The organism is Streptomyces sp. NPDC028928 (assembly GCF_055564915.1).
The window spans coordinates 372,703-379,672 of the sequence record NZ_JBVHVI010000010.1 but is presented as its reverse complement, the minus strand read 5'-3'; the positions used below and the strand labels follow the sequence as shown (position 1 = coordinate 379,672).

Here is a 6,970-nt window from a genome sequence, read left to right as displayed (position 1 = left end):
ACCCTTGTACCTGAACCCGCACGGTGCGGGGGGTGGTACAGCTACCTACGGATGTGGTGTTTCGCCACGGGAGGGAGTGGTGGTTCTTGGGTGCCCCGCCGGACCGGACCGGCCGCCCCGCCCCCCGCGGCCGGGGCGGCCGGCCTGACCGGCGTACCGGTCCGGCCCTCGGCGGGCTTCTCCGCCGGGGGTGTCGCCGGCAGGGAGTCGATCCACCGGCGGATGACGTTCAGGTCCTCCGGTGAGAACACCCGGAACATCGGCCCGCGTTCGCCGACCAGCCCCCTCACCAGCGCGCTGGCGGAGGACCGCCCGGGCTTGACGAGCTTGCTGCGGGCCAGGGCGTCCAGCAGCGGACCCGCGTCGGTACGGCACTCGGCGAGCCAGCGGGCGAGGGGCTTGCCCTCCAGCTGGAACTGGTGGTGGTAGACGGCGCCCTCGCGGGAGCGCTGCCGCATCAGCTCCGCCATGTCGAAGGCCGGGTCACCGGCCGCGACCAGCTCCGCGTACAGCGCCTCGGACCACTCGCCGAGCGCGCCCAGCGTCCCGGCGAAGCCCCGCCGCACCGCCTCGGCGGCCCGGTCGCCCTCCTCCGCGACCAGCTCGTCGACCAGGGCCCGGCACTGCCGGTCCGGCCGCTCCGCCCCGGCCTGCCGAGGCGCCGACGGATCCACCGCGTCCCAGTCGCACTCGGCCGGCCGGGCCCGCCTGACCATCGTCAGCGCGGGCAGCAGGCCGACCGTGCGCAGACACAGGTCGGCGCCGAGCAGCTCGCCGCGGAACTCGTCCGGCCGCCTGCTCATCGCCAGCAGCAGGCCGGGCAGGACGAACGCGGACTCGGGCACCCGCTGGTCGCCGGTGAGCCGGACCGCCGGGACCGCGTGCTCGGCGAGCCGCAGCCGGCGCAGCAGCTCCAGGAAGGCGCTGCCCCGGGAGGCATGCGGATGACCGGCGCCCACGTCGTCGGCGTACAGCGCGAGGATCCGCAGCACCACCGGGACCTCGAAGTCGCCCGGGGCGCTCAGCCACTGCAGCCAGGCACCGGAGACGAGGGCGAGCGGGGCGCAGCCGAGCACCGCCCGGCGCACCAGCACCTCCTCGTGCCCGGCGGGCCGGCCCTCCCGGTGCCCGGCGTCGAGCAGGCCCGTGAACCGCTTGCCCTCGGCCGCCGCCCAGTCGGCGGCCCGCACCACGAGGTCGTCGAGCGGGCCGTCCGCGACGGCCGGCCGGCGCAGCGCGGCGCGGGCCTCCTCGACGAATCCGCCGTCCGGCACCGAGGCCTCGGGGTCGGCGGCGTACGCGTACACGGCCCGGGCGGGGCCGATATCGTCGTACATCCTTCTCCTTTCGAAAGACCTGTCTGCCGGGGAATTCGCTCAGAACATCGGGTAGATGGACGCGTCGTTCTTGCGGTTGGCGCGCTTCTTGCGCCGGAACAAAAGATCTGCGAGCTTGCGCAGCAAAGACATGTTCAATCGCCTTCTTTCACGGGAAAAGGGGGTCAGGAAAGGCCGAGGGTTTCGGCGAGAATGCGGGCCACCAGGTCATAGCCGTGGTCGGTGTAGTGCGCCCGGTCCACGTAGACCCAGTCCCGCTCGGTGACCGCCTCGGCGACGACCGGGTTGAGGTCGACGTAGCGGATGCCGAGCTTCTCGCAGCCGGCCTGGAGCTTGTCGGAGAAGGCGCGGGCGACCTCCCTGCGGGAGATGTCGCCGTACAGGGCCTCCCAGGTGCCCAGCCTGGAGATGCGGTCGATCTCGTCGAAGAGCAGCTGCTCCTGCGGCGCGTGCCGGTCCCGCATCCACAGCGCCATCGGCTGCAGCACGTACGTCAGCCGTGCCGACGGTCCGGCGAGCCGGCGCCAGCTGTCCAGGTGGCGCAGGGTCAGCTCGGCGGCGGAGTCGATGACGGCGGGGATGTCGCGGCGGACGTCGTCGTGGGTGGAGATGGTGCGGCGGCGCTCCGCGCGGCGGCCCAGGAGCTTGCCACCGGAGGCCTTGCGGTTGTTCTCGCGCAGTTCCTCCATCGCGTCGAAGTACTCACCGCAGAACCAGAACGCGCCGTGGTCGCCCTGCTGCCACTCGGGCAGCCTGCCGACGGTGAGGTCGTTGAGCCCGGAGAAGACGACGATCTCCTCGATCTCGGGCAGCAGATGGCGGTAGAGGGTGAACAGCAGCAGTTCCTGCGTGGAGTTGTAGCAGCGGCCGCCGAAGTTGAGCCACGGCGCGGACGGCGCGTGCTTGCGCCACAGCTGCGAGGCGAGCGTGGTGGCGTCGCTGGTGGCGCCGATACCGAGCACGGTGGAGCTGCCGGAGATCAGCCGCACCGGTCCGGCGGGCACGTGTCCGGCCGCGGAGGCCGTCTCCCCGTTCGGGCCGTGCGAGATCCGGAAGCCCGCCCGGTCGGTGTTGATGACGGGGGACCGGTAGCCGGCGCGGTGGAAGTACATCAGGTAGGGCAGGTAGCGGGCCTCGCCGCGGTCGTCGAACCGCGCGTACTCCTGCATCTGCGGGGTCAGTTCGTCACGGTGGAGCTTCACGTTCGGGGCACTCCTCGGCTTTCGCGGATGCTTTCGCGGATGAGGGAGGGTGAGGGAGGTGAGGGAGACGGCAGAGGGCTCAGGGGCGCAGCAGGGGGCCCCGGTGCAGCTTGTGCTGGGCCGCCTGGGCCAGCGGGCGGACCACGAGGCGGTCCACGTTGACGTGCTGGGGCAGCCCGACGGCCAGCGCGACGCACTCGGCGACGTCGTCCGCGGTGAGCGGGTGGTCGACGTTCTCGTAGACCGCCGCGGCCCGTTCCGCGTCGCCGCGCATCCGGTTGAGGGCGAACTCCTCGGTCCTGACCATCCCGGGTGCCACCTCGATCACCCGGACGGGCTCGCCGCACAGCTCCAGCCGGAGCGTCTCGCTGAGCGCGCGCTCGGCGTACTTGGCCGCGCAGTAGCCGCCGCCCCCCTCGTACGCGGCGAAGGCCGCGGTGGAGGTCACGGTGACGACGGTGCCGCCCCGGCCGGCCCGCAGCAACGGCAGCAGGGCCTGGGTCACGCGCAGGGTGCCCAGCACGTTCACGGAGTACATCCGCTCCCAGTCCGCCGGGTCCGCCTCGGCCACGGACTCGGCGCCCAGGGCGCCGCCCGCGTTGTTCACCAGGACGTCGCAGGAGTCGAGTCCGGCGGCGAAGCGGCGTACGGCCTCGTCGTCGGTCACGTCGAGCGCGTACGGTCGGGCACCGGTCTCCTCGGCGAGTCGCCGCAGCCGCTCGGCGCGCCGGGCGACGGCCACGACCTCGAAACCGTCCTTCGCCAGCCGCCGCGCGGTCGCCGCGCCTATTCCGCTGCTCGCTCCGGTCACCACGGCCTTTCCGGCCACCGGCGCCACCGCCTTTCTCTCGTCCCGCATTCGATGCGGCCGAGGATTCCCCGGCTTTTCCGGAGATCGCCCTCGGTCGTTTTCCTCGTGCGGTCAAAGCTTTGCCGCTCGGCGACGCCTGTTGAACCCCGCTCATTGTTCGGGAATCTGCAATGCGGGAACCTGCAGGGCGGACAAAAGAACGGCCCGGGTGCGGGACCCGGGCCGTCGAAGGGGCGGAGCGCGGCGGCTCCTGGGAGGGGCGGCGCGCTCCTCAGTCCTGCCGCACCGGCGCGGGTTCCCCCGCGCCCCGGTAGGCGAACCAGGGCAGGAAGAACTGGGTGACCGGTCCGACCAGCAGGGCGTACAGCAGGGTGCCGGCACCGACGGTGCCGCCGAGGAACCAGCCCGCGGCGAGCACGGCGGCCTCCAGCAGGGTGCGGACCATCCGGATGGAGCCCCCGGTCAGCGAGGAGGTACCGGTCATCAGCCCGTCCCGCGGACCCGGACCGAGACGCGCACCGACATAGACGGCGACGGCGAACCCGTTGAGCAGGATGCCCGCGGCCAGCAGGCAGATCCGCCCCGGCAGGCCCAGGTCCGCCGGAATGAGGAAGAGGCCGAGGTCCGAGGCACAGGCGAGCACGAGCACGTTGGCGAACGTGCCCAGGGTCGGCTTCTGCCGCAGCGGGATCCAGGTCAGCAGGACCAGGACGCCCACCAGGGCGCTGAGGGTGCCGAAGCTCAGCGACGTACGGCGTTGCAGGCCCTCGTACAGCACGCTCCACGGGTTGACGCCCAGCGCCGCCCGGACCAGCACGGACATGCTCAGCCCGTACAGCGCCAGCCCGGCCAGGAGCTGGGCCAGCCGACGGGCCGGACGCTCGGTCAGCGGCAGATAGGTGAGGGGCGGCACGGTGCGCGCCGTCCCCGCCCCGGCGCGCTCCCGGGAGATGAGTGCTGTGCTCGCGTGTCCCATGTCCGCCCCTCCGGCATCACGGCGTTCCTTGCCACCGGGGCGATTCTGTGAGGTCATTGCCCGGAACTCGATGACCAATTCCAGGAGAGTGGTATGCCTGCAGCCCTGCGGTCCTGGCCGGTGGCCCGGTGAGCCATGTGGAACGGAGCGTCAGCGGCCGGCAACTGGCCGGCCTGCTCCCGGACCTGACGGGGCTGCGCCCCGCGTACCGCCATCTGTCCGAGGCCATCAGCGCCCTGATCCTCGACGGCCGGGTGGCCCTGCACGCCCGGCTGCCCGCCGAGCGGGAACTGGCCACCGCGCTCGGTGTCAGCAGACCCACCGTCACCTCGGCGTACGACCTGCTGCGCGTCCACGGCTTCGCGCACAGCCGGCAGGGCTCCGGCACCTGGACGGCCCTGCCCAAGGAGACCGTGCCCAGCAGGGTCACCCGGGCCCTGCCCGCCCCCGACACGGCCATCGACCTCGCCCGGGCGGCCCCCGGCCTGCCACCCCACGTCCTGGACGACGCCCTCGCCCGAGTGGCACCCTCGCTGGCCCGGCACAGCCGGAGCCCGGGATACGATCCGTTCGGGCTGCCGGAGCTGCGGGCGACGATCGCCGAGCGGTACACCCGGCGGGGACTGCCGACCCTCCCCGAGCAGATCCTGGTCACCTCGGGCGCCCAGCACGCGCTCACCCTGGTCCTGGGCCTCCTGGCCGCCCCCGGCGACCGGGTGATGGTGGAGAACCCGTCCTATCCGAACGCCCTGGACGCCATCCGCCGGACCCGCCTGCGCACCGTGGCCGTCCCGGTCTCGGACGACGGCTGGGACGTGGAGATCATCGAGTCCGCGCTGCGCCAGGCGGTGCCCCACCTGGCCTTCCTCATCCCGGACTTCCACAACCCGACCGGCCTGCTCATGCCCGACGAGGCACGCGGCCGGGTGCTGACCGCCGCGCACCGCGCGGGCACCTGGCTCGTCGTCGACGAGACGCTCACCGACCTCGCCCTCGACGTCCCCGTACCCGCGCCGTTCGCCCGCCGGGCCACGCCCGACGCGGCGAGCAAGGTGATCACCGTAGGCTCGATGAGCAAGAGCCACTGGGGCGGCCTGCGCATCGGCTGGCTGCGCGCCACCTCACAGCTCGTGACGGAACTCGCCGCGCAACGCATCGCCACCGACCTCGGCGGTTCCGTGCTGGACCAACTGCTCGCCCAGGTGCTGCTCGAACGCGCCGCGGAGCTGCTCCCCACGCAGCTGGAGCAGCTGCGGGCACAGCGCACGGCACTGGCCGAGGCGCTGACGGAGCACTTCCCCCGCTGGACCTGGCGGCTGCCGCCCGGCGGTCTCTCCCTCTGGGTCGATTTGGGGGAGCCCGTGGCGGCCGAACTGGCCGAGCGCACCCTCGCCTACGGCGTGCGCATCGAGGGCGGCGGACTCTTCGCCGCCGACCCCGGCGTCTTCGCCAACCGGCTCCGCATCCCGTACACCCTGACGGCCGAGGTCCTGCGCGAGGCGGTGCAGCGGATGGCCTCCGCGGTGGCCGACGGGCTGACCCCGGCCCCGGCCCGCCGCCGCACGCGATGGATCGCCTGAGGCCCCGCCGACGCTCCGCGGAGGCCGCCGGAACGGGCTCGCCCCGCATCGCGGTCGCTCGCAGGGCGTGTGCCCGGATGTCCGTTCGCGCTACGCGGAGGCCGCTGGAAGGGGTTCGTCCCGCACCGCGTCCGGCCGGAGGACGTGCACCCGGATGCCACCGCCGTACGACCCGGTGTACCGGCTCGCCTCCGGGTCGTCCGTCGCGGAGAACAGCTCCAGCCGGAGCGGGGCCGCCGGGCCGTTCGCGTCGGCGGTCTCCGGATACGACAGCAGGAGGGCCGGATCGGCCAGGAGCGGTCCGCCGAGGACGAGATCGGCGCTGTCGTCGCCCCGGTGCGGGTGGACCGTCTGGGACGGCACCGGCCGGAAGCCCAGCCGGGTCTTGAAGGCGAACAGCCCGGTTTCCACCACATGCCCGTACAGATTGGGGTCGTTGCCGAGGCTGACCCGCCCGAAGCCCAGTTCGCGGGCGTGCCCGATCGCCGCCGTGTAGAGGACCCGGGCCAGGCTGTGCGACCGGGACTGCTCGTCCACCGCCGAGAACCGCAGCCGTACCAGGTCCGCCTCGGGCAGCCGCTGGCTCAGACAGGCACCGACCAGTGTGCCCGCCTGCCGCGCGCAGACGGCGAAGAGGCCGGCGGAGGCCTCCCTCAGCTGGTCGCGCTGCTGCACGGCGACGGGCATCGCCTGGCGCATGCGCGCCATCTGCCGCTCGTACAGGCCGAGGAACTCCTCCAGCAGCGGCTCCGTCAGCGGCAGCACCTCGACCCGCAGGTCCGACGCGGCGGCGTGGCGGCGGGCCGCCTGGATGCTCTGCCGCTCCTTGCGGTGCAGGCCGCGCAGGAACTCCTCCTCGGTGTCCCCGGTGTCGGCGATCCAGGTCAGCCAGCTGGGCTTGGGCAGGAACCCGGCCTCGCGCAGAGCCGGCCGGTCCGCCACGGGCGGGTTGCCGACGCGGACGACCGCGACCCGCCCCCGCCAGGTCTCCCAGTCGGTCCGCAGTGCCTCCTGGACGCTGACGACGGCCACGGGGAGACCGTGGGTGTCTTCGATCTGCATGG

Annotated in this window: 6 protein-coding genes; 1 reads left to right on the top strand and 5 read right to left on the bottom strand. The window is 73.2% G+C overall.

Annotated elements, in window-relative coordinates; translation table 11 throughout:
• Positions 1-41: 41 nt before the first annotated feature.
• The 4 genes from ACZ4U1_RS25395 to yczE all read right to left on the bottom strand — a co-directional run bounded on the left by ACZ4U1_RS25395 (position 42) and on the right by yczE (position 4,326).
• Positions 42-1,337 carry a hypothetical protein gene (locus tag ACZ4U1_RS25395; protein WP_467906204.1) on the bottom strand — a complete coding sequence of 432 codons (1,296 nt, stop codon included), beginning with the start codon at positions 1,335-1,337 and terminating at the stop codon, positions 42-44.
• 164 nt (positions 1,338-1,501) lie between these two features.
• A complete protein-coding gene (locus ACZ4U1_RS25390; protein WP_467906203.1) occupies positions 1,502-2,539 on the bottom strand; it encodes an Inducer of phenazine A in 1,038 nt (345 codons plus the stop codon).
• A 79-nt stretch (positions 2,540-2,618) separates the two neighbouring features.
• The gene (locus tag ACZ4U1_RS25385) at positions 2,619-3,398 is read right to left on the bottom strand and encodes an SDR family oxidoreductase (RefSeq protein WP_467906201.1); all 780 of its coding nucleotides are present in this window, start codon (positions 3,396-3,398) and stop codon (positions 2,619-2,621) included.
• 223 nt (positions 3,399-3,621) lie between these two features.
• Positions 3,622-4,326, bottom strand: a complete 705-nt coding sequence (gene yczE, locus ACZ4U1_RS25380) for a membrane protein YczE (protein ID WP_467906199.1) — start codon at positions 4,324-4,326, stop codon at positions 3,622-3,624.
• A 128-nt stretch (positions 4,327-4,454) separates the two neighbouring features.
• Between yczE and yczR the strand changes: the two genes are divergently transcribed.
• Entirely contained in the window at positions 4,455-5,906 is a 1,452-nt protein-coding gene (gene yczR, locus ACZ4U1_RS25375) for a MocR-like transcription factor YczR (protein ID WP_467906197.1), read from the top strand.
• Positions 5,907-5,996: 90 nt separating this feature from the next.
• Here the strand turns inward: yczR and ACZ4U1_RS25370 are convergent, their stop codons facing one another.
• Positions 5,997-6,968 (bottom strand): GNAT family N-acetyltransferase, encoded by a 972-nt coding sequence (locus ACZ4U1_RS25370; RefSeq protein ID WP_467906195.1) that lies wholly within the window; start codon positions 6,966-6,968, stop codon positions 5,997-5,999.
• Between the last annotated feature and the right edge of the window lie 2 nt (positions 6,969-6,970).